The organism is Bordetella genomosp. 8, assembly GCF_002119685.1.
GTDB lineage: Bacteria > Pseudomonadota > Gammaproteobacteria > Burkholderiales > Burkholderiaceae_B > Bordetella_C.
In genome coordinates, this window is record NZ_CP021108.1 from 849609 (window position 1) to 875344 (window position 25736).

25 protein-coding genes are annotated in these 25736 nt (G+C 66.4%); 15 read left to right on the plus strand and 10 right to left on the minus strand.

Features of this window, described 5'->3' with window-relative positions; genetic code table 11:
- The first annotated feature begins 14 nt into the window (after window positions 1-14).
- The 5 genes from fmdA to CAL12_RS03835 all read left to right on the plus strand — a co-directional run bounded on the left by fmdA (window position 15) and on the right by CAL12_RS03835 (window position 5206).
- Entirely contained in the window at window positions 15-1244 is a 1230-nt protein-coding gene (fmdA, locus tag CAL12_RS03815) for a formamidase (RefSeq protein ID WP_086063269.1), read from the plus strand.
- Window positions 1245-1262: 18 nt separating this feature from the next.
- Window positions 1263-1595, plus strand: coding sequence for a zinc ribbon domain-containing protein (locus tag CAL12_RS03820; protein ID WP_086063270.1), 333 nt, complete (start codon window positions 1263-1265; stop codon window positions 1593-1595).
- Window positions 1596-1787: 192 nt separating this feature from the next.
- Window positions 1788-2891 carry a TRAP transporter substrate-binding protein gene (locus CAL12_RS03825; protein ID WP_086063271.1) on the plus strand — a complete coding sequence of 368 codons (1104 nt, stop codon included), beginning with the start codon at window positions 1788-1790 and terminating at the stop codon, window positions 2889-2891.
- A gap of 10 nt (window positions 2892-2901) precedes the next feature.
- Complete coding sequence (locus tag CAL12_RS03830; protein WP_086063272.1) at window positions 2902-3537, plus strand: TRAP transporter small permease subunit; 636 nt, start codon at window positions 2902-2904, stop codon at window positions 3535-3537.
- Between the two features lies 1 nt (window position 3538).
- On the plus strand, window positions 3539-5206 hold the full coding sequence (locus tag CAL12_RS03835; RefSeq protein ID WP_086063273.1) for a TRAP transporter large permease: 1668 nt from the start codon (window positions 3539-3541) through the stop codon (window positions 5204-5206).
- On the opposite strand, the gene CAL12_RS03840 is transcribed toward CAL12_RS03835, so the two are convergent.
- The gene (locus CAL12_RS03840; protein WP_086063274.1) at window positions 5199-6617 is read right to left on the minus strand and encodes an amidase; all 1419 of its coding nucleotides are present in this window, start codon (window positions 6615-6617) and stop codon (window positions 5199-5201) included. The genes CAL12_RS03835 and CAL12_RS03840 overlap by 8 nt on opposite strands.
- A gap of 139 nt (window positions 6618-6756) precedes the next feature.
- Here CAL12_RS03840 and CAL12_RS03845 point away from each other — a divergent pair, with 139 nt between their 5' ends.
- On the plus strand, window positions 6757-7791 hold the full coding sequence (locus tag CAL12_RS03845) for a Bug family tripartite tricarboxylate transporter substrate binding protein (protein ID WP_232464699.1): 1035 nt from the start codon (window positions 6757-6759) through the stop codon (window positions 7789-7791).
- 40 nt (window positions 7792-7831) lie between these two features.
- Here CAL12_RS03845 and CAL12_RS03850 read toward each other — a convergent pair whose 3' ends face one another.
- From CAL12_RS03850 to CAL12_RS03865, 4 genes are all read right to left on the minus strand, one after another.
- Window positions 7832-8656, minus strand: a complete 825-nt coding sequence (locus tag CAL12_RS03850) for a phosphodiesterase (protein ID WP_086067663.1) — start codon at window positions 8654-8656, stop codon at window positions 7832-7834.
- Between the two features lie 2 nt (window positions 8657-8658).
- Window positions 8659-9975: an MFS transporter gene (locus CAL12_RS03855; RefSeq protein ID WP_086063275.1), complete on the minus strand. Its 1317-nt coding sequence runs from the start codon at window positions 9973-9975 to the stop codon at window positions 8659-8661.
- A gap of 132 nt (window positions 9976-10107) precedes the next feature.
- Complete coding sequence (locus CAL12_RS03860; RefSeq protein ID WP_086063276.1) at window positions 10108-10956, minus strand: IclR family transcriptional regulator; 849 nt, start codon at window positions 10954-10956, stop codon at window positions 10108-10110.
- Entirely contained in the window at window positions 10953-11606 is a 654-nt protein-coding gene (locus CAL12_RS03865) for a flavin reductase family protein (protein WP_086063277.1), read from the minus strand. The genes CAL12_RS03860 and CAL12_RS03865 overlap by 4 nt, the downstream gene beginning before the upstream one ends.
- 242 nt (window positions 11607-11848) lie before the next feature.
- Here CAL12_RS03865 and CAL12_RS03870 point away from each other — a divergent pair, with 242 nt between their 5' ends.
- From CAL12_RS03870 to hpaH, 5 genes are all read left to right on the plus strand, one after another.
- Window positions 11849-12820, plus strand: coding sequence for a Bug family tripartite tricarboxylate transporter substrate binding protein (locus CAL12_RS03870; RefSeq protein WP_086063278.1), 972 nt, complete (start codon window positions 11849-11851; stop codon window positions 12818-12820).
- Window positions 12821-12832: 12 nt separating this feature from the next.
- Complete coding sequence (locus tag CAL12_RS03875; protein WP_086063279.1) at window positions 12833-13228, plus strand: RidA family protein; 396 nt, start codon at window positions 12833-12835, stop codon at window positions 13226-13228.
- Window positions 13225-14097: an amidohydrolase family protein gene (locus CAL12_RS03880; protein WP_086063280.1), complete on the plus strand. Its 873-nt coding sequence runs from the start codon at window positions 13225-13227 to the stop codon at window positions 14095-14097. The genes CAL12_RS03875 and CAL12_RS03880 overlap by 4 nt, the downstream gene beginning before the upstream one ends.
- Entirely contained in the window at window positions 14094-14975 is an 882-nt protein-coding gene (locus CAL12_RS03885; RefSeq protein ID WP_086063281.1) for a fumarylacetoacetate hydrolase family protein, read from the plus strand. Before CAL12_RS03880 ends, CAL12_RS03885 begins: the two co-directional genes overlap by 4 nt.
- Before the next feature lie 63 nt (window positions 14976-15038).
- Window positions 15039-15821, plus strand: a complete 783-nt coding sequence (gene hpaH / locus CAL12_RS03890) for a 2-oxo-hept-4-ene-1,7-dioate hydratase (protein WP_086063282.1) — start codon at window positions 15039-15041, stop codon at window positions 15819-15821.
- Window positions 15822-15838: 17 nt separating this feature from the next.
- On the opposite strand, the gene CAL12_RS03895 is transcribed toward hpaH, so the two are convergent.
- Complete coding sequence (locus tag CAL12_RS03895) at window positions 15839-16801, minus strand: tripartite tricarboxylate transporter substrate binding protein (protein ID WP_086067664.1); 963 nt, start codon at window positions 16799-16801, stop codon at window positions 15839-15841.
- Between the two features lie 179 nt (window positions 16802-16980).
- On the opposite strand from CAL12_RS03895, the gene CAL12_RS03900 reads away from it, so the two are divergent.
- Window positions 16981-18411 (plus strand): RecQ family ATP-dependent DNA helicase, encoded by a 1431-nt coding sequence (locus tag CAL12_RS03900; RefSeq protein WP_198298372.1) that lies wholly within the window; start codon window positions 16981-16983, stop codon window positions 18409-18411.
- 68 nt (window positions 18412-18479) lie between these two features.
- On the opposite strand, the gene CAL12_RS03905 is transcribed toward CAL12_RS03900, so the two are convergent.
- The gene (locus CAL12_RS03905) at window positions 18480-20078 is read right to left on the minus strand and encodes a methyl-accepting chemotaxis protein (RefSeq protein ID WP_198298373.1); all 1599 of its coding nucleotides are present in this window, start codon (window positions 20076-20078) and stop codon (window positions 18480-18482) included.
- 135 nt (window positions 20079-20213) lie between these two features.
- A complete protein-coding gene (locus CAL12_RS03910; protein WP_086063285.1) occupies window positions 20214-20426 on the minus strand; it encodes a hypothetical protein in 213 nt (70 codons plus the stop codon).
- A 339-nt stretch (window positions 20427-20765) separates the two neighbouring features.
- Here CAL12_RS03910 and CAL12_RS03915 point away from each other — a divergent pair, with 339 nt between their 5' ends.
- Window positions 20766-21188, plus strand: coding sequence for a tripartite tricarboxylate transporter TctB family protein (locus tag CAL12_RS03915; RefSeq protein ID WP_086067665.1), 423 nt, complete (start codon window positions 20766-20768; stop codon window positions 21186-21188).
- Window positions 21188-22714: a tripartite tricarboxylate transporter permease gene (locus tag CAL12_RS03920; RefSeq protein WP_086067666.1), complete on the plus strand. Its 1527-nt coding sequence runs from the start codon at window positions 21188-21190 to the stop codon at window positions 22712-22714. The genes CAL12_RS03915 and CAL12_RS03920 overlap by 1 nt, the downstream gene beginning before the upstream one ends.
- Before the next feature lie 87 nt (window positions 22715-22801).
- Here the strand turns inward: CAL12_RS03920 and tehA are convergent, their stop codons facing one another.
- Both tehA and CAL12_RS03930 read right to left on the minus strand, forming a co-directional pair.
- Window positions 22802-23842, minus strand: coding sequence for a dicarboxylate transporter/tellurite-resistance protein TehA (tehA, locus tag CAL12_RS03925; RefSeq protein WP_086063286.1), 1041 nt, complete (start codon window positions 23840-23842; stop codon window positions 22802-22804).
- Window positions 23843-23998: 156 nt separating this feature from the next.
- Window positions 23999-24616 (minus strand): isochorismatase family protein, encoded by a 618-nt coding sequence (locus tag CAL12_RS03930; protein WP_086063287.1) that lies wholly within the window; start codon window positions 24614-24616, stop codon window positions 23999-24001.
- Between the two features lie 142 nt (window positions 24617-24758).
- Between CAL12_RS03930 and CAL12_RS03935 the strand changes: the two genes are divergently transcribed.
- Window positions 24759-25670, plus strand: a complete 912-nt coding sequence (locus CAL12_RS03935; protein ID WP_086063288.1) for a LysR substrate-binding domain-containing protein — start codon at window positions 24759-24761, stop codon at window positions 25668-25670.
- The last annotated feature ends 66 nt before the right edge of the window (window positions 25671-25736 follow it).

A 25736-nucleotide genomic window follows, 5' to 3' on the forward strand; every position in this document is an offset into this window, starting at 1 on the left:
CAAAGGAGCAAGCCATGCCCGAAACCCTGATCAAGGTCGATCTCGCGCAGTCGCCGTACGAAAACGAAAACATCCACAACCGCTGGCATCCCGACATCCCCATGGCCGCCTGGGTGAAGCCCGGCGACGACTTCGTGCTGGAGACCTACGACTGGACCGGCGGCGCCATCAAGAATGACGACAGCGCCGACGACGTGCGCGACGTCGACCTGTCGACCGTGCATTTCCTGTCGGGTCCGGTGGGTGTCGAAGGCGCGGAGCCGGGCGACCTGCTGGTGGTGGACTTCCTGGACATCGGCGCCAAGCCGGACAGCCTGTGGGGCTTCAACGGCTTCTTCAGCAAGAACAATGGCGGCGGTTTCCTGACCGAGCATTTCCCGCAGGCGCAGAAGTCCATCTGGGACTTCGAAGGCATGTTCACCAAGTCGCGCCACGTGCCCGGCGTGCGCTTCGCCGGCCTGATCCACCCCGGGCTGATCGGCTGCCTGCCCGACCAGGCCATGCTGGATACCTGGAACAAGCGCGAACAGGCGCTGATCGATACCAATCCCACCCGGGTGCCGCCGCTGGCGAACCCCCCGTCGCCGCAGACCGCCCACATGGGCAAGCTGCAGGGCGCCGGCCGCGACAAGGCCGCGGCCGAAGGCGCGCGCACCGTACCGCCGCGCGAACACGGCGGCAATTGCGACATCAAGGACCTGTCGCGCGGATCGCGTGTGTTCTTCCCGGTCTATGTGAAGGGCGGCGGCCTGTCGGTGGGCGACCTGCACTTTTCGCAGGGCGATGGCGAGATCACCTTCTGCGGCGCCATCGAAATGGCGGGCTGGATACACATGCGCGTGTCGCTGATCAAGGGCGGCATGGCCAAGTACGGGATCAAGAATCCCATTTTCAAGCCCAGCCCGATCACGCCCAACTACAAGGACTACCTGATCTTCGAGGGTATTTCCGTGGACGAAGGCGGCGGCCAGCATTACCTGGACGTGCATATCGCCTACCGGCAGGCCTGCCTGAATGCCATCGAATACCTGAAGAAGTTCGGCTACTCGGGCGCGCAGGCCTATTCCATCCTGGGCACGGCGCCGGTGCAGGGGCACATCAGCGGGGTGGTGGACATCCCCAACGCCTGCGCCACGTTGTGGCTGCCGACCGAGATATTCGAGTTCGACATCCAGCCTTCGGCCAACGGGCCGGTGAAGGCGGTGAGCGGCGGGGTCGACATGCCCCTGTCGCCCGATCTCTGAACGGTCCCGGAGCGCGCCATGCCACTTTACGACTACTCCTGCGAGCAATGTGGCGACTTTGCCGCCATGCAACCCATGGCCCGGTGGCGCGATCCGTCGCCCTGCCCGGAATGCGGCGCGGCCTCGGACCGCATCCTGGCCGGCGCGCCCGCGCTGGGCGCCTTGTCGTCGGCGGTCAACCGGGCCCATGCCATGAACGAGCGGAACGCCAGCGAACCGCGCAGTACGCGGGGCGGGCACGGCATGAACTGCAGCTGCTGCGGCGGCGGCCGCCGCCCCGGCAAGACGCGCACGACCGCCGATGGCGGCAAGACTTTCGCCAACAGCCGGCCGTGGATGATCAGTCATTGAGCACCTACCGGACTACATATCTGTAACGATCTTTAAGGGTTATCCGCAAGCCCCGTTGAGTCTGTTCCCCCGTAAGATGTCGGCCCAAATGACAGCTTGTTGAAAGCTGTTGTACACAATTCCTAATCGGGACCCGCCTTACCCGGGCGGCGTCCCGAAGCCGTTCATTCCTACACCCGGGAGACATCCTCGATGCAACGCCGTTCCTTCCTGAAAAAGGCCACCCTGGGCGCCGCCGCCGGTGGCGCCACCCTCGCTTCCCCCGTCTTCGCCCAGGAATCCCCGACCATCAACTGGCGGCTGGCCTCCAGCTTCCCACGCAGCGCCGATGCCATCTACAGCGGCGGGGAGAACCTGGCGAAATACGTCGGCGAAGCCACTGGCGGCAAGTTCAACATCCGCGCCTTTCCCGCCGGCGAAATCGTGCCGGCGCTGCAAGTGCTGGACGGGGTGCAGAACGGAACGGTGGAGTGCGGGCACAGCGCCTCGTACTACTACTTCGGCAAGGACCCGGCCCTGAGTTTCGACGCCGCCGTGCCCTTCGGCCTGAACACGCGACAGATGAACGCCTGGATGCGCCATGGCGACGGCCTGAAGCTGCTGCGCGAACTGTTCAAGACCTATAACGTGGTGAATTTCCCGTGCGGCTATACCGGGACCCAGATGGGCGGCTGGTTCCGCAACGAAATCAAGTCGGTCGACGACCTGAAAGGCCTGAAGTTCCGCATGAGCGCCTTCGCGGGCGCCGTGTTGTCGCGACTTGGCGTGGTTCCCCAGCAGATCGCGGGTGGCGACATCTATCCGGCCCTGGAAAAGGGCACCATCGACGGCGCCGAATGGATCGGTCCGTACGACGATGAAAAGCTCGGCTTCAACAAGGTCGCCAAATACTATTACTTCCCCGGCTGGTGGGAAGGCACGCTGCAGGTCTCGCTGTACGTCAACCAGGAGGCCTACAACAAGCTGCCCAAGCACTACCAGGCCGTGCTGGAGCAGGCCTCCGCCGCGGCGACCAATGACATGATCGCCAAGTACGACGCGGAAAACCCGGCCGCGCTGCGCCGCCTGATCGCCAATGGCGCGCAGTTGCGCGCCTTCCCCAAGCCGGTGATGGACGCGTGCTACGCCGAGTCGCTCAAGGTCTACGAGGAAATGAGCGCCAAGAGCCCCATGTTCAAGAAGCTCTACGAGAGCATGGTGGCCTTCCGCGACAACGAGATCCCGTGGTTCCGCGTGGCGGACGGCAGCTTCGACGGCTACATGGGCACGATAGGACGCAACAACGGCGGCAAGTAAGCGAGCAGCAATGGAATCCCTACTTGCCCTGTCGCGTCTGATCGACGCGATAAACCTGCGCGTGGGCCGCGCGGTCACCTGGGTGACGCTGCTGGTGGTGCTGGTCAGCGCCGGCAACGCGGTGGTGCGCAAGGTATTGCACACCAGTTCGAATGCCTGGCTGGAGCTGCAGTGGTATATGTTCGGGGCCATGTTCCTGCTGGCCTCGGGCTATACGCTGCTGAAGAACGAGCACGTGCGCGTGGACATCCTGTCCTCGCGCCTGCCGCGGCGCCAGCAGATCTGGATCGAGATCTTCGGCGTGGTGTTCTTCCTGCTGCCGGCCTGCGTGCTGATCCTGGTGCTGTCCTGGCCGGTGTTCGTCGATTCCTTCGTCACCAACGAACAGTCGTCGAATTCGGGCGGGCTGGTGCGTTGGCCGGTCAAGCTGCTGATACCGGCGGGTTTCGCGCTGCTGGTATTGGCGGGGGTGTCGCACCTGATCAAGTGCGTGGGGTTCCTGCTGGGCCGCTGCGACGATCCTGGCAGGCGCGAGGGCGCGCGGTCTGCCGAAGAGGAGCTGGCCGAGGAGATCGCCCGCGAGGCACAGGCGCGTGAAGCCGCGGCCTTGGCCGAGACGGGCGCCACGCGGAAGGGGGAGCGCTGAAATGGAATTCCTGATCGCCAACCTCGCCCCCATCATGTTCGCCACCCTGGTGGTGTTCCTGCTGCTGGGCTTTCCCGTCGCCTTCGCGCTGGCGGCCAACGGCATCCTGTACGGCCTGATCGGCATCGAGCTGGGGCTGCTCACGCCCGCGCTGTTCCAGGCCCTGCCGCAGCGCATCTTCGGCATCATCTCCAACGACACGCTGCTGGCGGTGCCGTTCTTCACCCTGATGGGCCTGGTGCTGGAGCGATCCGGCATGGCCGAGGACCTGCTGGAGACCATCGGCCAGCTGTTCGGCACCGTGCGCGGCGGCCTGGCCTTTGCCGTGGTGTTCGTCGGCGCCATGCTGGCGGCGACCACCGGCGTGGTGTCGGCCTCCGTCATCTCGATGGGCCTGATCTCGCTGCCCATCATGCTGCGCTACGGCTACGACCGGCGCCTGGCCAGCGGCGTGATCGCCGCCTCGGGCACGCTGTCGCAGATCATCCCGCCGTCGCTGGTGCTGATCATCCTGGCCGACCAGCTGGGCCGCTCCATCGGCGACATGTACCGCGCGGCCATGGTGCCGGGCTTCGTGCTGGCGGGCCTGTACATCGTGTACATCGCCATCATGTGCGTGATCAAGCCCGCGTCCGCGCCGGCGCTGCCGGAAGAGGCGCGGCGCTTTCGCGAAGACAACGGCACGCGCGGCGGCCGGTCGCTGCTGGTGCTGATGATCATCTCGGTGACGGTGGCCTGGGCGCTGGGCCAGTGGATGGAGAACGACACGGCGCCGGCCGACGAGCGCATCGTGCTCAGCCTGCTGCTGTGGGGCCTGACCGCCTTTGTCATCGCCATCGTCAACAAGGCGCTCAGGCTGGGCCTGCTGTCGGCGCTGGCCGAACGCGTCACCTTCGTGATGATCCCGCCGCTGTTCCTGATCTTCCTGGTGCTGGGCACCATCTTCATCGGCGTGGCCACGCCGACCGAGGGCGGCGCGATGGGCGCGGTCGGCGCCATCGCCATGGCCCTGGCGCGCAAGCGCCTGACCCTGGACCTGATGAAGCAGGCCATGGACACCACCACCAAGCTGTCCTGCTTCGTGGTGTTCATCCTGGTGGGGTCGACGGTGTTCGGGCTGACCTTCCGCGGCGTGAACGGCGACCTGTGGGTGGAGCATCTGCTGACCGGCCTGCCGGGCGGGCAGTGGGGCTTCCTGATCGTGGTCAGCGTGCTGACCTTCGTGCTGGCGTTCTTCCTGGATTTCTTCGAGCTGGCCTTCATCATCGTGCCGCTGCTGGGGCCGGTGGCCGAGAAGATGGGCATAGACCTGATCTGGTTCGGCGTGATCCTGGCGGTGAACATGCAGACGTCCTTCATGCATCCGCCTTTCGGCTTCGCGCTGTTCTACCTGCGCTCGGTCGCGCCCAAGGATCCGTACAAGGACAAGGTCACGGGCCGCACGATCGCGCCGGTGACCACCGGGCAGATCTACTGGGGGTCGGTGCCCTTCATCGTGATCCAGCTGCTGATGGTGGCGATGGTCATGCTGATGCCCGCGATGGTCATGCACTACAAGGGCGACCAGTCGCAGGTCGACCCGTCGTCGGTGAAGATAGACGTGCAGGGCGGCTACGGCGGCAGCGTCTACGGCAACGATAGCGGCGACGCCGGCGCGCTCTTCAAATAGCAGGCTGGCGATAGTGCTGCGGCGTCAGCGCCTCGAAGGCCAGGGCGCGCCGCAGCAGGTCTCCATCGCGGCCCAGCGATCCCACGAACTGGATGCCGATCGGCAGCCCGGCCGCGTCGAAACCATTGGGCAGGCTGATGGCGGGATTGCCCGTCATGTTGAACGGCATCGTCCAGGGGAACCAGTTGCTGCGTATGCCTTCGATGCGTTGGCCGGCGATCTCGAAAGGCTCGAACAGGTCCTGTTCCAGCGGCAGCGCCGGCCGCAGCAGCGTCGGCGTCACCAGCATATCCGCGTCGGCCAGCAGGCTTTCGACATGGCGGAACAGCCGCGTGCGGGCGAACATGGCTTCCTGGTAGTCGGCCGCCGTGTATGACTGGGCGGATTCGATCTGGCGGATGAAGGTCGCGCTGAAATCGGCGGGTCGTTCCTGGACCAGCTTGCCGAAGCGCGCGCGCCATACCGTGTGATTGACGGTGCGCCATATCGGCTCGACGTCGAATTCGTCGCCGGCGTCGAAGGCTTGCAGCTGTGCGCCCGCGTCCGCCATGATCTTCAATGCATCGGAGAACGCCTGTTCGACGGAGGCCTCGACCAGCTTGCCCCGCGGGGCCAGGCAATACTTGATCCGGCAACCGCGCAAGGAGGGCGCCGCCCCGTCCATGATCGCGGCACTGCCGCGTCCCATGGACCAGGGATCGCAGCCATCCGCGCCCGCCATGGCTTCGAGCATGACGACGGTGTCCATCACGGTGCGTGAAATGGGCGTCACATAGGTCTGGTTGCCGTAGGTGTCCTGCGCCTGGCTGTGCGGGACCACGCCCAGGCTTTGCTTGAGCCCGACCACGCCGTTCACCGACGCCGGAATGCGGGTCGAACCGCCGCCGTCCGTGGCGATGCCGATGGCGCCGATGCCCGTAGCCACCGCGACGGCCGCGCCGCCGCTGGATCCCCCGCTGGAGTGCCTGGCGCTCCATGCGTTGCGCGTATCGCCGAACAGCGGCGATCGCGTGATCGACTGGCTGCCGAATTCCGGCGTGGTCGTCTTGCCGAACAGGACGGCGCCCGCCTGCTTCAGCCGCGCGACGGCCACGGCGTCCTGCGCGGGCACGTGGTCCTTGTAGGCCAGCGTGCCATAGGTGGTGCGTATGCCGGCCGTGTCGACCAGGTCTTTCGCCGCGTAGGGAATGCCGTGCAGGGGGCCGCGATACCGGCCGGCCATGATCTCGCTTTCCGCTGCCTTCGCCGCGTCCATGGCGGCGTCGCCGCATAGCGTGATGAAGCAGTTCAGCGTAGGCTGCAGGCGTTCGGCCCGGTCCAGTGTCGCGCGGACCAGCTCCACCGGCGACACGGATTTTGCCTTGATCAGTTTGCCCAGCTCGACGGCCGACGTATCGCTCAGGTCGCTCATATCTTCCCCGGTTTGGCGCGCCCGCATGGGTAAGTACCGATGTAGATACAAGCGCGGCGCGCTTAGTATCCCAGAAAATCCGGCGGGCGTTCCAGGACGCGGGCCGGCCCCAGGAAGGTCACACGATGAGGTGGGAGTAATGATGAAGCAGTACGCAGCCATTCATGCCAAGCCGGCGCGCTTCCTGCGCGCCGCCGTGCTGATGGTATCGGGGTGGTCGATGGCTATGTCCTGCGCCCATGCCCAGGGCGCACAGCCGGCACTGCCCGATGGCTTGCCCGACGGCTTGATCAAGATCGTCGTCGGCTTCGCGCCCGGCGGAGCGGCGGACCTGACGGCACGCACGTTCGCCGAACAGTTGTCGAAGGAAGGCGTCAAGGAAGTCATCGTCGACAACCGGCCCGGGGCATCGACGCGCATCGCCAACAGCTACGTGCAGCGCGCCGCGCCCGATGGCCTGACGCTGCTGCTGGCCACGTCGCCGGCCTTCACCATCTATCCGCATACCTACAAGAACCTGGGCTATGACGGCGACAAGGATTTTCGTCCCATCGCGCTGCTGGTGGATATTCCCACCGCCATCGTCACCGGCGCCGGCCAGCCTTACAGCAATATGAAGGAGTACGTCGCCTGGGCCAAGGCGCACCCGGCCAATGCCACCGTGGGGCTCGCCGCGCAAGGCAGCTCGGGGCAGTTGGGCACGATCGCGCTGGGCAAGGCGATCGGCGTGGATATCGCCCCGGTGGTCTACAAGGGCGCGTCGCCCATGCTGGTCGACGTCGCCAGCGACCGCGTGTCGATGGGCTGGGATGCCGCGGCCAGCATGATGCCGCTCTATCAGGGCGGGAAGATCAAATTCCTGGGCCTGAGCGGATCGGATCGTCTTGCTTCGCTGCCCAACGTGCCGACGGCCAAGGAGCAGGGCTTTCCGCAATTCGAAGCCGCCACCAGCTTCTACGCGGTCTTCGCACCCGCCGGCCTGCCCGACAAGACCGCGGCGGCACTGGAGCGCGTGTTCCTCAAGGCCGCGCAGGATCCCGCGCTGGTGAAGCGATTGCAGGAAAACGGCCTGATCGTGAAACCCATGGATCACGCGCAGCTTGCCGCCCGTGTGCGCAAGGAGCGCGATTTCTGGGCGCCCATCGCCAAGCAGGCCGGCTTCCAGTTCGAATGAGTCGCCGCGATGCGGGCACGCGTCCGCATCGCTCGCCGCTTCAGTCGATCAATTTTCCGCTTTCATGGAAAGGATGCGGTCCGTCGAAATCGCCGACGGGCGCCAGATGGCTGACGACGCGGCCATCCTGGCCCAGCGCGTACAGCCGGAAGGCCGGAGGCTCCAGCACCCAGGCCGACGGCGCGTCCGGCGACAGGTCCAGGCAGACCTGGTGCGCGGGACTGGGGCATACCGTCGCGATGGTGCCGCCGAAACGCTTTTCGATGGCGCGATGGTCATGGCCGCAGATCACGCGCTCGACGTTGGGGTGCCGCGCGATCACGGCTTCCAGCGCCGCGCTGCCTTCCAGCAGGCCGATCTTGTCCATATGCCCGATGAAGGTCTCGAAGGGCGGGTGATGCAGCGCGACGATGACGGGCTCGTCGTCATGGGCTGCAAGCGTCGCCTCCAGCCAATCGAGCTGATCGGTACCGATGGCGCCCTCGCTGCGGCCCGCCACGCTGGTGTCCAGCGCCACCACACGCAGGCCGCCTATCTTCACAGCGTAGCGCACCGGGCCCTCGTCGCCCAGGTAGGTGTGTGCTGGAAAGCTCAGGCGCAGCTGGTCGCGGTCGTCATGGTTACCCGGCAGCAGGTACGTCGGCATGCCCAGCCCGCTCAACAGCTCGGCCAGATGCGCGTATTCCTCGGCGCGGCCGAAGTCCGTCAGGTCTCCCGTCAGGATCACCGCGTCCGGCCGCTGCTTGAGCGTCATGACGGCCTGCACGGCGCGCCGCAGATAGGGCGCCGTGTCGATGCGGCCATAGGCCAGGCGTCCCGGTTCGCGGATATGCGGATCGGAAAGCTGGGCGATCAATGTGGTCATGGTCATGCGTGTGCCTGGTTCAGTTCTTCAAGGCTGGTGCCCTTGGTTTCGGGCGCCAGGACCACGGAAATGATAAGGCCCAGCGCGCCGATCGCCGCGAAGAACCACAGCGCGGCGCTGTTGCCCCACCAGGCGACGAAGTTGGGAAACACCAGCACGCCGAGGATGGAACCGATGCGGCTGACCCCGGTGGCCATGCCGGATGCGCCCGCGCGGATGTCGGTGGGAAACAGCTCGGTCGGGTAGACGAAATTCAGGATGCCGCCGCCCGAGTTGGCGAACAGCACGGCGCAGCTGAACAGCACCACCAGGAAACCGAAGCTGGGGTTGCTGTTCATGGCCAGCGCCACCAGCGCCGCGGTCAGGCCCGCGAAAGAGGTGATCAGCAGCGGCCGGCGCCCCCAGCTGTCCACCAGCTTCATGCCGATGAATGCGCCGATCATGCCAAGCAGGGCGACGATGCCCGAGCCCACCAGCGTGGCCGGGTGCGAGCCATGCGAGAAGGGCGAGATCAGCGTGGGCGTGTACATGGCGATGCCGTAGTAGGCGGTGGCGTAGCAGAACCAGAAGCCGAATACGAACAGCGTGCGCCGCGCCAGCGCGGGACTGAACAACTGCGCCAGTCCCACCTTGCGTCCCGTGTCCGGGGCCAGCACCACCGGCTCGCCGGTGACCTTCAACATGATGGCCTGCGCTTCCTCGACGCGTCCGCGCGATTGCAGCCAACGCGGCGATTCCGGCAGCGTGATCCGGAAAAAGAAAATGACCAGTGCGAACACCGCGCCGACCATGAACATATAGCGCCATGCCGCCGGCCCCGCGGGCAGGCAGGCCAGCCCGACGAGGTAGGCCGCCACCGCTCCCACGAACCACATGGCCGCCAGAAAAGTCCCGTGCTGGCCGCGCCGGTGGCGTGAGCTGAATTCGGTAACCAGTGTGGCCGAAATCGGATAATCCGCGCCGATGCCTACCCCCAGCAGGAAGCGGAAGGCGATCAGCTGCCAGATGTCCTGGGACAACGCGGTCAGGGCGGCGAAGATGACGAAAGCGAGCAGGTCCACCACGTACATGGCCTTGCGCCCGAAGCGATCGGTCAGCCGCCCCAGCAGTATGGCGCCGACGAAAGAACCGATGATGGCCGACGACACCAGCAGGCTCTGCGCGCCGGCCTGCACATTCCATTGCTGCTTGATCAGCGGCAAGGCCACCGCCACGATGGTCAGGTCGAAGCCGTCGAGAAATGTGCCGCCCGCCGATAGCAAGGTGACCTTGCGCTGGAAACGCGCGACCCGCGCCGAATCGAATCCGTCGAAACTCATATGCTGCTTCCTCCTCCGGGTAGGCCCGGGTGTATTTATGACTAGTCATAATCCAAGGCCGCATGGTGGCCCATAACGGCGCGGGCGGCGCGCACGGGCTGCGCCCAGATGTAACGATCCTATACGTCGGGCTCAGGACTCGGTGTTGCCCGCCAGCAGGTCGTCGGCCAGCGCGTCGCGGGACCAGGCATGGCCGGGATAGCGCTCCTGGTGCCGGCGTGCGATGGCCAGCGCGGTCTGGCGCATAAGGCGTACGACTTCGCCATAGCGGTCCGCCGTCAGCCGGTTGGCCATGGCGGTGACGGTCACCGCGCCCAGCGCGGTACCGCCGGGACCCGGGACGGGGACGGAGACCGCGCTGGTGCCCGGCATCAGGCCGGCGGGCGCGTGCGCGATGCCGGTGGCGCGGGCGGCGGCGACGCGCGCCAGGATGTCCTGGGGTTGTTCGCCCAGCACGGCCAGGCGCGCGGCATTGTCGGCGACCAGGGCATCGCTTTCCTGTTCCGGGAGGCTGGCCAGCAGCGCCACGCCGGATACGCCCACGCCCAGCGGCCGGCGGACGCCGACCTCGATCGACAGCACCTGGATGGGGTGATGCCCGGTGCGCCGGCCGATGCATATGGAGTCGTGGCCGTGGCGGATGCTCAGGAACACGGTGTCGCCCACTTGCTGCGCCAACTCGATCAGGTAGGGATCGGCCAGCGTAAGCAGCGGAAAGCGGCGGGTGCGCGCGAGCCCGAGCAGAGTGACTTCCTGGCCGATCAGGTAACGCCGCGTCTCGGGATCCTGCTCCACCGCGCCTTCCTGGATCAGGGCCTTGAGCAGGCGGTGCACCGTCGGGCGGTTCAGGCCCGACATGCGCACCAGGTCGATCAGGCGGACGCCGCGCTCCTGCCCGCAGGCCACCAGCCGCAGCAGCGCCACGGCCCGGCGTACGGTCTGCGCGCCCGCCGGTGCATCGTCGGCGGCCGGCGCGCTCATGGCTGGTCCCGCGACGCGTCGGGCGGCTCCGGCGCCATGACCGATTTCGGCGTCTGGCGTATGACGCGCTTGCTGACGATGGGTCCCAGCGATGCATAGTTGGGGCCGCCGATGCGGCATACCGGCCGCAAGGCTTCGGTGTCTATCTTGCAGTCGCGCGCCAGGCCGTCGCGGACATGGAAGACCAGCACTTCGCCCACGAAGAACTCGGCGCCCGTATCGCCGTACGGCGTGACGCTGTGGAACCGGCATTCCATGCTGATGGGCGCGGCGGCCAGGCGCGGCGTATCGATCGCGACGCCGGGCACGGTATCCAGCCCCAGCAGCTCGGCTTCGCTGATTTCCGGCGGATGTTCCTCGGCGCTGTCATGCAGGGCATCCAGCAGCGTTTCGTCGGCGATGTTCACCACGAAATGCCGCTGCGCCAGGATGTTGCGCGCCGTGTCCTTGCGTTCGCCCGCCTTGCGGCCGATGTTGATGCCCAACAGCGGCGGGGCGTTCGACACGAAGGTGAAGCAGCTGAAAGGCGCCAGGTTCACCTTGCCATGGGAGCCCAGGCTGCTGATCCAGGCGATGGGGCGGGGCACCACGATGCCGGACAGGAGCTTGTAGGTCTGCTGGGGCGTCAGTTCCGGGGCATCGATACGCATGATGGATCTTTCCGAGGTGTCCAATTATTGAACCATCTGCCGATGGCCGGTCGGCCTTTTGGCCGATGTCTCCATGCGTATTGTCGGGATTTTTGCGCCAGCGAGCAAAACCGCCGCGAAAGGCATCATGCAATTAAGTCCACTATCCGGACTTTTTTCCGAGTTCGGCATTGTCGCTTCCCGCGCAAATTCCTAGAGTGCTTGCACAAGATCGACACACCGACGAATACGGAGACAACATCATGATCCGCCGCCTGCTGGCTCCGGCCTGCGCCGCCATCGCGCTTGCCGGCCTGACCTCGCTTGCCCATGCCGCCTGGCCCGACCGTCCCATACGGATCGTCGTGCCCTACCCACCCGGCGGCAACGTCGACGTGGCCGCCAGGCTGATCAGCCCAGGCCTGCAAGCCGCGCTGGGCCAGCCCATCATCGTGGAGAACAAGCCGGGCGCGGGCGGCATGATCGCCGGCGAGTTCGTGGCCCGCGCCGATCCCGACGGGTACACGCTCTTCATGGCCGCGAACGGTCCCCTGCTGTTCAGCCCCTTGATCTTCAAGCGCCCGGCCTACAAGTGGGATCGCGACTTCGCGCCCATCAGCTCGGTGTCGTACACGCCGCTGGTGCTGGAGGTGAAACCCTCGCTGCCGGTGAAGACGGTGGGCGAGCTGATCGCATTGGCGAAGAAGGAGCCGGGCAAGCTGACCATGGCGTCGCCCGGCGCCGGCACCACGAACCACCTGGTCAGCGAGCTGCTGCAGCACGTGACGGGCGCTCGCTGGACCACCGCCCAGTACAAGGGCAACGCGCCCGCCAACACGGACCTGCTCGGCGGCCAGGTGGACTTCCAGTTCGACCAGATATCGGTGGCCACGCCCTTCATCAAGGACGGCAAGCTGCGCGCGCTGGCGGTCACCACGGCCACGCGCCTGCCATCGCTGCCCGACGTGCCGACCTTCGCCGAAGCGGGTGTGCAGGGCATGGAGGCGGCGACGTTCACCGGCTTGCTCGCGCCCAAGGGCACGCCGCCGGAAATCCTGGCGAGGCTGAGCCAGGTGCTGGCCGGCATACTCAAGCAGCCCGACATCATCAAGCGTTTCGACGACATGGGTGCGCAGGCGCGCGGCAATACGCCGGAAGAGTTCACGCGCTACCTGGCCGCCGAGGACGCGCGCTGGACGCCGATCATCGAGCGCGCCGGCATCACCGCCAACTGAGGGAAACCCGCCATGAGCAGACGCAGCATCTATGCCGAAGGCTTCAGCCACAAGAATCCCATCCCGGCCGCATGCCGCCTGGGCGCCATGCTGTATTCGGGCAGCATCCAGGGCACCGATCCCGCCACAGGCGCCTACGGCGACACCCTCGAACGCCAGTGCGAACTGATGTTCGATCACGTGCGGCGCATCGTCGAAGCAGGCGGCGGCTCGCTGGCTTCCATCGTCAAGATGACGGTGTGGATGCGCGATCGCGGACAACGCGCGGCGCTCAATGCCGTGTGGCTGCGCGCCTTCCCCAACGCCGAGGACCGGCCGGCGCGTCACACGATGCAGGCCGACCTGGATGGCGACAAGCTGATCGAATGCGACTTCGTCGCGGTGATCGTCGAGGAGGGCGCGGCATGACACAGTATCAATCGTTCCATCCGAATCCCAGCGCGCCACACACGCGCCTGCCGGCCGGGGCCTGCGACAGCCAATTCCATGTGTTCGGGCCGGCGGACCGGTATCCCGTGCGTCCCGGCGCCGCCTACGAGATGCCCGGCGCCACGATAGAAGTGGCCCTGCGCCTGCACCGCCTGCTGGGCATCCAGCGTGGCGTCATCGTGCAGGCGACAACCTATGGGGCGGACCACCAGGTCGTGCTCGATGGGCTGGCCGCGGCCGGGCCCGATTATCGGGGCTGCGCCAACGCCGCCGTGCTGGCCGAGCGCGACGACGCCTACATCGCGAAACTGCACGATGCCGGCGTGCGTGGCGCGCGCTACACGCGGCAGGGCCTGGGCATCAGCATGGAGCCGGCGGTGTTCCAGCGGTCCATCGCGCGGCTGCGCGAGCTGGGCTGGTACGCCAAATTCCAGCCCGAACCCGATGGCATCATGGCGCAGGCCGCGCAGTTCGAAGACCTGGACATCCCGGTGCTGATCGACCACATGGGTCGCGCGGACCCCGCCGCGGGCGCCCAGGATCCCAGCCGGCGCAAGCTGGTGGAATTGCTCAGGCGCGGCAACTTCTGGGTCATGCTGTCGTTGACGGAAAAGCTTTCGAAGGCCGGCGAACCCTGGGACGACGTGCTGCCGCTGGCGCACGCGCTGATCGAAGCCAACCCGGATCGCGTGGTGTGGGGCAGCGACTGGCCGCATCCCGTCTCCGTCAAGGCCACGCCCGACGAGGGCCGGCTGGTGGACCAGGTGGCGCGCTACGCGGGCGACGCCGCCACCTTGCAAAAGATCATGGTCGACAACCCCGCCCGCCTTTTCGGATTCGACAAATGAAGCTGCTTTCCTTCGAATACCAGGGGCGCGCCAGCTTCGGCCTGCTGCGCGGCGAGGACGACATCGTCGACCTGGGCGGGCAGGGGTACGCGGACCTGCGCGCCGCGCTGGCGGCGAATGCCTTGCCGGCGCTGGCTCGCCGCGCGGCGGCCTTGCCCGCCAGCCTGAAGCTGGCGCACGTGCGCCTGCTGCCGCCCGTTCCCCATCCGGAAAAAATCATCTGCGTCGGCGTGAACTACGGCAATCGCAACGAGGAATACAAGGATGGCAGCGCGCCGCCCGCCTATCCCAGCGTATTCCCCCGGTTCCCCGGATCCTTCGTCGGCCACGGCCAGCCGCTGCTGCGGCCGCCCGAGTCGGAACAGCTGGATTACGAAGGCGAGATCGCGCTGGTCATCGGCAAGCGCGGCCGGCGCATCGATGCGGCCGATGCCTGGTCGCACGTCGCCGGGCTGACCTGCGCCAACGAAGGCACGGTGCGCGACTGGCTGCGCCATGGCAAGTTCAACGTGACGCAGGGCAAGAACTTCGACGCGAGCGGATCGATGGGGCCTTGGATGGTCACCGCCGACGCCTTCGATCCGGATGCGCCCTTGACCGTGACGACGCGCGTCAATGGCGAACAAAGGCAGCACGACACGACGGCGAACCTGATGTTTCCCTTCGCCGAGTTGATCCGCTACATCTCCATCTGGACCACGCTGGAGCCGGGCGACATCATCAGCACCGGTACGCCGGTGGGGGCGGGCGTGCGCTTCGATCCGCCGCGTTTCCTGAAGCCCGGCGACGTGGTCGAAGTCGAAGTGCCCGGTATCGGCATCCTTTCCAATTCCGTTGCCGACGACCCGGCGGCCATCGCCCGGGGACCGGCCGCCTGACTGCCTGACTGCCTGACGGCCTTGCCGCCTGACTGCTTTACTGTCTTTCGCGAGCACATACTCATGTTGAACGACCAGGACCGCGATCGCGCCGCGACGCTGCTGCTGCAGGCCGAACGCACCGGCCAACCCGTCACGCAGCTGGCCCAGACCTTTCCCGGCATGGAAATCGCGGATTCCTATGCCATCCAGAAACGCATCATCGACCAGAAGATCGCGCAGGGCGCGCGCTTGCGCGGGCACAAGATCGGCCTGACGTCCAAGGCCATGCAAAGCACCGTCGGCATCGACGAGCCGGATTACGGCCATCTGCTGGACAACATGTTCTTCCAGGATGGCCAGGACATTCCGACCGCGACGCTGATCGTGCCACGCGTGGAAGTGGAGCTGGCCTTCGTGCTGGGCAAGCCGCTGCGCGGGCCCGACGTCAGCCTGTTCGACGTGCTGGATGCCACGGATTACGTGGTCCCGGCCCTGGAAATCATCGATGGCCGCAGCAAGTATCCGCGCACCATCGTCGACAACATTGCAGACAACGCCGCCTGCGCGGGCATCGTGCTGGGCGGCCGCCCGGTGCGCCCCATGGACATCGACCTGCGCTGGGTAAGCGCCATCCTGTCGAAGAACGGCGTGATCGAGGAATCCGGCGTCTCTGCCGCCGTGCTGGGCCATCCCGCGCTGGGCATCGCCTGGCTGGCGAACAAGCTGGCGCAGCACGATACCGGGCTCGAAGCCGGCCATATCGTGCTGGCCGGTTCCTTCACGCGCACCGTGCCGGTGAAGGCGGGGGATACGCTGCACGCCGACTACGGCCCGCTGGGTGGCATCGGCGTGCATTTTTCCTGACCGCGCGGCCTCGGTTGCTATTCCGGGTGGATGTTGGCGTCCTTGGCCACCTTGGCCCACTTCACCATCTCGGTATCGATGAATTTGGCGAAGTACTGCGGCGATTCGGTCACCGGATCGATGCTGGCCTGCTGCAGGGTCTTGCGCACATCCGGATCGGACAGGGCCTTGTTGATCTCGGCGTTCAGTCTGTTGACGATGGCCGCCGGCGTCCCCGCCGGGGCCAGCACGCCGCCCCAGGTGCTGGTGTCGTAGCCGGGCAGTCCCGCTTCGGCCATGGTCGGAATGTCCGGATAGGCCGGCGCGCGCTTGGTGGTGGTGACGGCCAGCGGACGAACCAGCTTGCCGGATACCGGCGCATGCAGCGCGGCCAGCGTATCGAACATCATGGACACCCGGCCGCTGGTCAGGTCCGGGTGCGCCGCCGTGCTGCCCTTGTACGGCACATGGACCATATCGATGCCCGTCATGCTCTTGAACAGCTCGCCGGAAAAATGCGGCGCGCCGCCGGGGCCGCTGGAGGCGAACGTCAATTCATGCGGATGCGCCTTGCCGTAGGCGATCAGTTCCTTCACGGACTTTACCGGCAGTCCCGGCGTGACGACCAGCATCAGCGGCACGGAGTGCGTCAGCGCGACGGGTTCGAAGCTCTTCACCGTGTCGTACGGCAGCTTGAACATGGTGGGATTGATCGCGTGCGAGCTGGCGGCCAGGACCAGGGTATAGCCGTCGGGCGCGCTCTTGGCGACGTAGTCCTCGCCTATGGTCCCGGTGGCGCCCGGCTTGTTCTGGACGACCACGGACTGGCCCATCGACACTGTCATCTTCTGGCTGATCAGCCGTGCCACGATGTCGATGGCGCCGCCGGGCGAGGCCGGCACGATGATCGTGATGGTGTGGTTGGGGTAGGCATCGGCGGCCAGGGCGTTGCCTGCCGCGCCCGCCGCCAAGGCGAATGCGGCGATTCGAAGTAATCGCATGGGGTCTCCTCCCAGGTCATTGTTGTACTAAAACATTAGAATATCACTGCGCTTTGGGGCGGATTGCAAGCGTTTTTTGTTCCGGGCCTGGCACACCGCTTGCATTGGGCGGGGCTTTCATCCCATCCGCCATGCCTGCCGCAACCCTTCCCATTGCTTTACCCGTCCAAGCGCGCCGCGTGCTGCGCGAACGTTTCGGCGTGGCCGATCTGCGCCCTGGCCAGGCCGAAGTCATGGCCAGCGTGCTGCGCGGCAACCACACCATCGCCGTGATGCCCACGGGCAGCGGCAAATCCCTTTGCTATCAGGTGCCCGCGCTATGCAAGCCCGGCCTCACGGTGGTCGTGTCGCCCCTCATCGCCCTGATGAAGGACCAGGACGAAAAGCTGCGCGAGTTCGGCGTGGATGCGGCGGTCTTCAACAGCGCGACGCCCAGCGAGGAACAGGCGCGCTACCTGAAGAATGGCGGCAGCCGCAAGCAACCCATCGTGCTGGCGACGCCGGAGCGCCTGGCCGACGCGGGCTTCATGGATTGGCTGAAGCAGCAGACCGTGCGGCTGTTCGTCGTCGACGAAGCCCACTGCATTTCGCAATGGGGGCACGACTTCCGGCCTGCCTTCCTGGATATACCGGCCGCCGTCCGCGCCGTCGGTTCGCCACCCGTCCTGGCCATGACCGCCACCGCGACCGACGAAGTGATCCACGACATCGCCGCGACGCTGGACCTGACCGCTGCCTGCGTGGTCAAGGTGGGCGTTTACCGCGACAACCTGCACTACGCGGTACGCCAGGTCAGCGATGAGGACCGCAAGCAGGACGCCGTGCTGGAACTGGTGAAGCAGGCCCGCGGCCCGGCCATCGTTTACAGCACGACGGTGAAGGAAGCAGAAGTGCTGCACCAGGTGCTGCGCGACGCGGGCGTCGACGCCGCCCTGTATCACGGCCGGCTGGCCGCCAAGGCGCGGCACGAGGCGCAGGACGCCTTCATGTCGGGCGGCACGCCGGTGATGGTGGCGACCGATGCCTTCGGCATGGGCATCGACAAGCCCGATGTACGCCTGGTCGTGCATGCGCAGTTGCCGGGCAGCCTGGATTCCTATTACCAAGAGTCCGGTCGCGGCGGACGCGATGGCCAACCCGCGTCCTGCGTGTTGATACACGAGGAAAAGGACAAGCGCATCCAGCAGTTCTTCCTGGCCAATCGCTATCCCACCAAGGACTTGCTGCAGCGCGTGCTGCAGGTACTTGAAGACGCGGACACGCCCTTTACGGAAGCCGCGCTGGCGGCTTCGCTGGGCAAGGTCGGGGTGCGCAAGCTGCGGGTGGGGTTGAAGCTGCTGGCGGACGCGGGACTGGTGGAAAGCGACGACCAGGATCGGGTGCGGCCGTGCGGCGTGGAGGATGCGCGCGAGCGCGCCGCGCTGGCTGCCGAAAAATACGAACAGCGCGCGGAACACGACAAGGCCATACTGGCGTCGATGGTGCAGTACGCGCGCAGCGGCCGCTGCCGCTGGCGCATGCTGCTGGAACACTTCGGCGACGTGCCCGACTGGGAGCGCTGCGGGCATTGCGACAGCTGCGATCTCGCGCGGCAGGTTGCCGCCGCGTGACCGGGGCCTGACGCGCCGTCACGCAGGTTCAGGCGCCGTCATGCGCATTCACGCGCCGTCATACGCGGTCATGCGGCGGCCAGCGCGAGCGGTCGGCTTTCGACCAGCGCCGGCACGGCGCCGTGCGAGGTCTTGAAGGCGGCGATCGCGCGGTCCAGTCGGTCCGCCTGTTCGTGCAGCGATTGCGCGGCGGCGGTGCCTTGTTCCACCAGCGCCGCGTTGTGCTGCGTCATCTCGTCCATCTGCATCACCGCCTTGTTGACCTGCTCGATGCCGTTGCTCTGTTCGACGGATGCCGAGGCGATCTCGCCCATGATGTCGCTGACCTGCTGCACGGCGGTGATGATGCCGCGCATCGTCGTGCCGGCTTCCTCCACCAGCGACATGCCCAGCGCCACCCGTTCCGTGGACGTGCCGATCAGCGTCTTGATTTCCTTGGCGGCGGTCGCCGAGCGCTGTGCCAGCGCGCGCACTTCGCTGGCGACGACGGCGAAGCCGCGGCCTTCCTCGCCGGCGCGCGCGGCTTCCACCGCCGCGTTCAGGGCAAGGATATTGGTCTGGAAGGAGATGGTCTCGATCAGCGTGACGATGTCGCCGATCTCGTGGGAGCTCTGGTCTATCGTGCCCATCGTGTCGGTCATGCGGCCCATGACCTGGCTGCCTTGCTGCGCGGTGGCGCGCGCCTTCTCCGCCAGCGTGCTGGCCAGGTTTGCGTTGTCGGCGTTCTGCTTGACGATGCCGGTCAGCTCGCCCATGCTGGCCGCCGTCTGCTCCAGCGACGCGGCCTGTTCTTCCGTGCGCGAGGACAGGTCCAGCTGGCCGGCCGCGATGTCGCGTGTCGCGGCGCTGATCGAGGCGCTGCTCGCGCGGACTTCGCCGACCGTATCGGCCAGCTGCCGTCGCATGCCATCCAGGCCTTCCAGCACCTGGCCCAGCTCATCGTTCGCGTGGCGGGGAATGCGCTGGCCCAGGTCGCCCGCCGCGATATGCCCCAGATGCGCCAGCACGCTGTCTATCGGCCGCACGATGGCGCGGCGCAGGGCGACGTAGGACCACAGCGCCACCAGGATCGCGAAAGCCGCCGCGCCCAGCGCGGCCATCTTGAATACGGTGTAGGTCTGTTCGGCACGCGCGTAGCGTTGCGCCGCGTAGTCGCTCTGGTACTTCTTGAGCGCCTCGGCCTTGCTCGACATCGTTTCGTAGCGCTGCGTCAGGTCGCGCATCAGTTCCAGCAGGCGGCCCTGCTCGCCGGCGCGCACCGCCGCGGCCAGGCTGTCGACGGCCTGTCGCATACTGGCGATGGCAGCGCCGAATTCGTTGGTCAGCCTGTCTTCCTGCGCATCGCGGGGCAGGGACTGGAAATGCTTCCAGGCCTCGTCCATCTGCTTCTGGCGCGTGGCCAGCGTGGCGACCCGTTCGCTGGCCTCCGGCGTGCCGACCACCAGCACCGCGCGGTCCAGCGCCAGGCGCTGGCGAGATACGCCCAGCTGGATGACCGCGATATCGGCGGCGCCTGCCATATCGTCGTTGTAGATCTCGTGGATGACGCCATTGGCATGCGAAGTCGCATAGAGCGCGGCTGCGCTGATCGCCACGAGGATCAGGGAAAAGATGCCGAGGACCGCACCGATGCGCGTGCTGATCTTGAGGGTGAGGCCACGGATCATGGAACGTCTCGCCGCGCCAGGTGGGCGCATGTTGCAGGATGATTGCGCGTCTTGTGCGCAAGCGCGGCGGGGCCGCGCCTGGTTAACGGCAAGCGGCCGGCAAACTTGAAGCGGGCGGCGAACTCGCCGCCCTGGTCACTTCCGCGGCTTGTCCTGCCCGCCTTGCGCCGCATCACCTGGCGACAGGTCTTCCACCTGCCGGCGCGGATCCTCTCCCTTGAAGCCGCCATAGCTGCTCTGGCCGGGATCGGCGCTGCGGCTGCGGATGGTTTCGTCGGGCTTCTTTTCGTGGGCGCCCTCGCGGGCGGCGGGCAGGTCGGCGGGACGGGTCGCGGACGGCTTGTTCATGAGCATTTTCCTCCTGTGGGGTGCCAGGCGTTCGAGTGCCGGGCCTGGCGTCCACCGTGTCCAGCAAGACCCATACCCCCGGGGCGGATACGTTCAGCTCGGCGTCATATCACGTTCAGCTTTTGGTTTGCTTTCGTTCAGCTCCCTGTTGCTTTTCCACCCTAGGTGTATACGCGTATCGGCCGAAACCGACAGCCGACTGAAAGTCGGCCAGCCCAGAATCGCGTTCAGCATCCTGCAAGCCGCGCGATGCGCCCGCAAAAAAACCCAAGGGTGGAGGTAAGAGCACATGAAATTCCCTACATGCATGGCAGGGCCGGGAGGGTGTCGGCCATGAACATGAACAATCGCAACTTCGTCAGGGGATTGTTCCTGATCGCCTTCGCGCTGGTGTTCGGCGGGGTCGCGTCGACCTACCCCCTGGGCAACCTTGCGCGTTTCGGCCCCGGCCTGTTCCCCTTGCTGATATGCGGCTGCCTGCTGCTGGTCGGCATCATCACGGTGATCCGGGCGTATTTCGTCGAGCCGGTCCCGCTGAACTACAGCATCCGCAACATCGCCATCGTCATGGCCAGCCTGATCGGTTTCGTGCTGGTATCGAACTACCTGAACATGCTGCTCGGCATCGTGTTCCTGGTGTTCTGCTCGACGCTGGCCGGCACCTCCTATTCCGTGGCGCGCAACGTCAAGATATCCGCCGGCCTGATCGTGGTGGCGCTCGCCTTCAAATTCCTGCTGGGCTTGAACCTGCCACTCCTATGATCGAAATCCTGCACAACCTCTCGTTCGGCTTCGAACAGGCGCTGACACTGGAAAACCTGATGTACTGCGCTCTGGGCTGCACGGTCGGCACGCTGATCGGCCTGCTGCCCGGCCTGGGACCGCTGTCCACCATCAGCCTGTTGCTGCCCATCACCTACTCCATCCCCGCCGGCGGCGCCCTCATCATGCTGGCGGGCATCTACTACGGCGCACAATATGGCGATAGTGTCAGCGCCATTACCATGAAGATCCCGCATGCGAGCAGTATCGTGGCATGCATAGACGGATACCAGATGAACCTGAAGGGCAAGACGGGCCTGGCGCTGTTCACGGCCGGCCTGTCCAGCTTCATCGGGGGCACGGTGGCCATCGTGGTGCTGTCGACGATGGCGCCGGCGCTGGGCGAAGTCGGCATGCTGTTCGGGCCGGCCGATTACTGCGCGCTGATGCTGCTGGGGTTCTTCTGCGTCAGCTTCGTCAGCAGCGGCAGCCTGTTGAACGGCCTGGCCATGGCCATGATAGGCATCCTGCTGGGCGTGATCGGGACCGACGTCAACAGCGGGATGGCGCGCTACACCATGGACTTGATCTTCCTGCAGGATGGCGTGGGGCTCATCAGCATCGCGCTGGGCTGCTTCGGTATCGCCGAGATCGTCAAGAACCTGGATGCGCGCAATACGCTGACGCCCTTCAATGGCAAGATCAAGCTGTTGCCGAACTGGACCGAGTTCAAGCGCATCATCCCCAGCGCCTTGCGCGGCAGCGTCATCGGTTCGGTGCTGGGCATCCTGCCCGGCGGCGGTCCGACGATCGCGCAGTTCGCCGCCTACGCCGCCGACAAGCGCTTCAGCAAGTACCGCGACGAAATCGGGCAGGGCGCCATCGAAGGCGTGGCGGGCCAGGCGGCGGCCGACGAAGCCGCGGCGCGGACCAGCTTCATTCCCCTGATGGCGATCGGCATTCCGGAAAACGCCGTGATGGCGCTGATGCTGGCGGCCTTCATCGTCAAGGGCGTGCAGCCGGGACCCAACATGATCGCCAACCACCCCGATCTGTTCTGGGGGCTGGTGGCCAGCATGTGGATCGGCAACTGCTTTCTGCTGATCCTGAACGTGCCGCTGGTGCGCTATTGGCTGTCGGTGTTCAAGATCCCGTACACCGTGCTGTTCCCCGCCATCCTGTTCTTCTGCTGCGTCGGAACGTTCAGCATCAATAACAGCCTGGACGATATTTACATTACCGCGGTGTTCGGCTTCATCGGCTACCTGTTCATGCGCCTGGGCATGGAGGCGGCGCCGCTGATGCTGGGCTTCATCCTGGGACCGATGCTGGAGGAAAACTTCCGTCGCGCGATGCTGCTCAGCCGTGGGGACTTCGGCATCTTCGTTTCGCGGCCTATCAGCGGCACGCTGTTTGCGGTCATCGGCGTCATCGTGGCGTGGCAGGCGTGGTCGTTCTTCCGCAAGAACCGGCAACGCAAGGCCGCCGCCCTGGCCGCCGCGCAGCCTGTCGCGCAGGTGGATTGAACGCCAAGCACACGACCGAGTATGTGCCGCCGCCCGGCCTCACTGGCCGGCATCCTGAATGCCCTCCCTTCCGGGAGGGCATTTTTTTCAACCGTCGCCGCGTGCGGACGTGACGGCCGCGGGTTCCGCCGCTTGTACCGGCGTTTGTACCGGCGCGGGTGCGGCGGGGGGCAGCAGCCTGCCCTGCACCCATAGTCTCAACGTGCCGGCGGCGATGGCCAGCACCACCATATTGGCCAGCACAAACAGCACAGGCGCCAGCGTCGCGAAAGCGCCTGCGCGATCGATGATGGACAGGCGAACGGTGGCGCCAGCCAGCGCGGTGGCGCCGAAGGTAAAGGCCCAGTACGCGGGCGAGAATGGTTGCTCGCCTATCCAGCGTGCCATGCGCGCCAGCAGCAGCGCCTGCAACAGGGCGTAGCCGATCAACATATGGGCGAACAGGTCGGGCTGGCCGCCGCCCACCGACAGGTAGCACACCGCGCCGACGGCCGGCGGGGCGAGCTGGATGCCCAGCGTCGGCCGCAGCGCGGGCGTCAGCGGCGCCGCCGTGTAGAGCCTGTGCAGCAGCACCGACTCGATCGCCAGCCAGGCGAAAAACGCCGCGCCGAAGGCCATCTGCCCCCACTCGCGCCAGCCCAGCGCTGCGGACACGGTGCCCGTCACGAATCCGCCCGCCACCAGGGGCAGATACAGTACCGGCGTGGTGGCGGCGTGATCGCGCCCGCCGCGCCAGAGCAGGCCCGTGCGCCATACGCCGAAGGCGAACGTCGCCGCCACGCCGAGCATGAACAGGAGGATCGCTGCGGACCGCGAATACGGCAACGCACCCTGGGCCACCAGCATGGTCGCCACCCCCGCCAGCCCGATGAAGCAGCACTGGACCGCATGTTCCGCTTCGGCACGCGCGACCGCCGGCGCGACGATCCACTTCAGTCCGTACAGCACCGCAATGGCCAGCCAGGCCAGGAAGGCGAGGGCGTAGAGCGCTTCGCCCACCGCCGCCGGTAGCGACCAGGCCGCATGCGCAGCGCGCCAGTTCCCGGCCAGTCCCGCCAGGCCGAGCACGATCGCGAAGAAAGATGGGGGAATCAGCGGAATGCCGCGCGATGTCGATGCTTTGCTCATTGGCTGTCCTTCGTCGTGCCGCCGCGGGGGCGCCCGTTCGTGAGTGTAGGTGCAACGGGTGCCTGGACGCTGCGCTTCCTTCGCTTCCTTCGCTTCCTTCGCTTACCTCGCTTACCTCGCTTACCTCGCTTACCTCGCTTACCTCGCTTACCTCGCTTACCTGGCGTAGGCCTGCGCGACCTGGCCGACCAGCGTGGCCCATGGCATATCGAGCGCGGCGTATACCGCGCCGGCCTCGGGCCGCCCGTTGTCCTTGAGGATTTCCACCATCAAGGTCGCGTAGTCCGACACGATGACGCCCGCCTGCTGCATGCGCAGCAGGCCGACCTGGTGCTTGGTTACGCTGAAGGTGCCCGACGCGTCCACGGCGACGTAGGCATCCAGGCCTCGCGCAACGGCCGTCATGGCCGGGAATGCCGCGCAGACCTCCAGCGATATGCCGGCGAAGATCAGTTTCCTGCGGCCGGTCGCCTCGATGGCGCGCGCCACGCGTTCGTCGTCGTAGGCATTGACCGTGGAGCGGTTGATGATCTCCACGCCGGGCAAGGCCGCTACCAGCTCCGGAAAGGTCGGGCCCCACATGCTGTCGCGCGCGGTGGTGGTCACGACGATGGGCAGGCCCAGCGCCTTGGCGGCCTTGGCCAGCGCGACGACGTTGTGCTTCAGCTCGCCGGTGGAGTAGTCGCGCACGCCGGTCATCAGGCCGACCTGGTGGTCGACCAGGATCAGGGCGGCGTTGTCGGCGGTCAGCGGTTCGTAGGCGCGGTGGGTCATGGCATCTCCTGAAGGGTTCGTTGACGCGGCGGAATGTCGCCACAGGGACATGCTATGCACTGGACCATCCGCCGAAAAGACGCCAGAATTCGAACCCAGCGTCCAATTTTCTGGACGATCGTTCCGGACCTCGAGGTGCCGCGTGCTGGATTTGAACGACTTCTATTTTTTCGTGCAGGTCGTGGATCGCGGGGGCTTCACCGCCGCCGGCCGCACGTTGCGGATGCCCAAATCCACGCTCAGCCATCGCATCCAGCAGTTGGAAGGCGAGCTGGGCGTCAGGCTGTTGAACCGTACGTCGCGCCGCTTCGGCGTGACCGACGCGGGGGAAGATTTCTACCGCCACGCCGTGGCGATGCTGCGCGAGGCCGAACTGGCCGAGTACACCATCCGCAACCGCCTCGCGGAACCCACCGGCACCGTGCGCTGCACGGCGGGCGTGGCGACCATGCAGTTCGCCCTGTCCGACCTGATCGCCGACTTCCTGGCGCAGCATCCCAAGGTGGATATCGTCGCGCACGCGGCGGATCGCCCCGTCGACATCGTCGGCGAAAACTACGATGTCGCCGTGCGCGCGCATTCCGATCCGCTGCCGGATTCCAACCTGGTGCAAAGGACGCTGGCGCCCGCGCCCTGGTTCCTGTTCGCCGGGTCCGGCTATATCGCCGAGCATGGCGCGCCGCGCACGCCGCGCGACCTGCAAGGCCATCCGTCGCTGTTCATGATGCGTACCGGCGTGGCGCCCGCGTGGCGCCTGCGGCACGCCAGCAAGGCGGGCGAGGAGATCGTCATGCCCCTGACGCCACGCCTGCTCAGCGACGACATGGTCGGCCTGCAGCAGGCGGCCATCAAGGGCCTGGGCGTGGTGGCCTTGCCCAGCTACATCTGCCGCGCCGCCGTGCGCGCGGGCACGCTGCAACGCGTACTGCCGGAATGGATCGCCGGCGACTCCACGCTCACCGCGCTGATTCCCTACAGGAAAGGCCTGCTGCCTTCGGTGCGGGCCTTCCTGGACCATCTGGTGGCGGAGTTCCCCAAGACCGTGCTGCTGTAGATCGTCCAGCGGGTTGGACGCTGCGTTCCGCTCCGGACGGCTTCTCGCCCGTCGCCCGCGTTCGCA

What these genes read in the sequence shown, in the direction of transcription:
- fmdA (WP_086063269.1), top strand. Translation starts at nt 15, where the DNA reads ATGCCCGAAACCCTGATCAAGGTCGATCTCGCGCAGTCGCCGTACGAA.
- CAL12_RS03820 (WP_086063270.1), top strand. Translation starts at nt 1,263, where the DNA reads ATGCCACTTTACGACTACTCCTGCGAGCAATGTGGCGACTTTGCCGCC.
- CAL12_RS03825 (WP_086063271.1), top strand. Translation starts at nt 1,788, where the DNA reads ATGCAACGCCGTTCCTTCCTGAAAAAGGCCACCCTGGGCGCCGCCGCC.
- CAL12_RS03830 (WP_086063272.1), top strand. Translation starts at nt 2,902, where the DNA reads ATGGAATCCCTACTTGCCCTGTCGCGTCTGATCGACGCGATAAACCTG.
- CAL12_RS03835 (WP_086063273.1), top strand. Translation starts at nt 3,539, where the DNA reads ATGGAATTCCTGATCGCCAACCTCGCCCCCATCATGTTCGCCACCCTG.
- CAL12_RS03840 (WP_086063274.1), bottom strand. Translation starts at nt 6,617, where the DNA reads ATGAGCGACCTGAGCGATACGTCGGCCGTCGAGCTGGGCAAACTGATC.
- CAL12_RS03845 (WP_232464699.1), top strand. Translation starts at nt 6,757, where the DNA reads ATGATGAAGCAGTACGCAGCCATTCATGCCAAGCCGGCGCGCTTCCTG.
- CAL12_RS03850 (WP_086067663.1), bottom strand. Translation starts at nt 8,656, where the DNA reads ATGACCACATTGATCGCCCAGCTTTCCGATCCGCATATCCGCGAACCG.
- CAL12_RS03855 (WP_086063275.1), bottom strand. Translation starts at nt 9,975, where the DNA reads ATGAGTTTCGACGGATTCGATTCGGCGCGGGTCGCGCGTTTCCAGCGC.
- CAL12_RS03860 (WP_086063276.1), bottom strand. Translation starts at nt 10,956, where the DNA reads ATGAGCGCGCCGGCCGCCGACGATGCACCGGCGGGCGCGCAGACCGTA.
- CAL12_RS03865 (WP_086063277.1), bottom strand. Translation starts at nt 11,606, where the DNA reads ATGCGTATCGATGCCCCGGAACTGACGCCCCAGCAGACCTACAAGCTC.
- CAL12_RS03870 (WP_086063278.1), top strand. Translation starts at nt 11,849, where the DNA reads ATGATCCGCCGCCTGCTGGCTCCGGCCTGCGCCGCCATCGCGCTTGCC.
- CAL12_RS03875 (WP_086063279.1), top strand. Translation starts at nt 12,833, where the DNA reads ATGAGCAGACGCAGCATCTATGCCGAAGGCTTCAGCCACAAGAATCCC.
- CAL12_RS03880 (WP_086063280.1), top strand. Translation starts at nt 13,225, where the DNA reads ATGACACAGTATCAATCGTTCCATCCGAATCCCAGCGCGCCACACACG.
- CAL12_RS03885 (WP_086063281.1), top strand. Translation starts at nt 14,094, where the DNA reads ATGAAGCTGCTTTCCTTCGAATACCAGGGGCGCGCCAGCTTCGGCCTG.
- hpaH (WP_086063282.1), top strand. Translation starts at nt 15,039, where the DNA reads ATGTTGAACGACCAGGACCGCGATCGCGCCGCGACGCTGCTGCTGCAG.
- CAL12_RS03895 (WP_086067664.1), bottom strand. Translation starts at nt 16,801, where the DNA reads ATGCGATTACTTCGAATCGCCGCATTCGCCTTGGCGGCGGGCGCGGCA.
- CAL12_RS03905 (WP_198298373.1), bottom strand. Translation starts at nt 20,078, where the DNA reads ATGATCCGTGGCCTCACCCTCAAGATCAGCACGCGCATCGGTGCGGTC.
- CAL12_RS03910 (WP_086063285.1), bottom strand. Translation starts at nt 20,426, where the DNA reads ATGAACAAGCCGTCCGCGACCCGTCCCGCCGACCTGCCCGCCGCCCGC.
- CAL12_RS03915 (WP_086067665.1), top strand. Translation starts at nt 20,766, where the DNA reads ATGAACAATCGCAACTTCGTCAGGGGATTGTTCCTGATCGCCTTCGCG.
- tehA (WP_086063286.1), bottom strand. Translation starts at nt 23,842, where the DNA reads ATGAGCAAAGCATCGACATCGCGCGGCATTCCGCTGATTCCCCCATCT.
- CAL12_RS03930 (WP_086063287.1), bottom strand. Translation starts at nt 24,616, where the DNA reads ATGACCCACCGCGCCTACGAACCGCTGACCGCCGACAACGCCGCCCTG.